Source organism: Phytoactinopolyspora endophytica, from assembly GCF_004138495.1.
Lineage (GTDB): Bacteria > Actinomycetota > Actinomycetes > Jiangellales > Jiangellaceae > Phytoactinopolyspora > Phytoactinopolyspora endophytica.
Window position 1 is genome coordinate 142,325 of the sequence record NZ_ML142849.1, and the last position, 383, is coordinate 142,707.

Here is a 383-nt window from a genome sequence, read left to right on the forward strand (position 1 = left end):
TCCGAGTTCCGGATTCCCCTCGCTGGATCGCGTCGCCGGGCTGAGGCCGATGCCCGTAACATTCTGATCCGTCTCGACGCCGAGACACGTCGTGGTGCCGTCCAAGGCGCTGGTGAGGGGTCCCCTCGCGGTCGGACAGCGACCGGCGACACCGCCGCGGGGTCGTGGCGCTTTGTCCGCAAAGCCCTGGCTCGCCTCGAAGGAAGCGCGATCCGCCGACGACCCGGCAAGGCGCGCGCTGACGTGGACGCGCTCATGGCGGATCTCCGGCGGCTGGCCACCGAGACGGCGCCGGCGCGCGACGGCGGGGCGGGCGGTGATGAGCCGGTCCCCTACCGCGGCGCCTTGGCCGGCCTGGAATGGGCGCTGCTCGACGTCGCCGC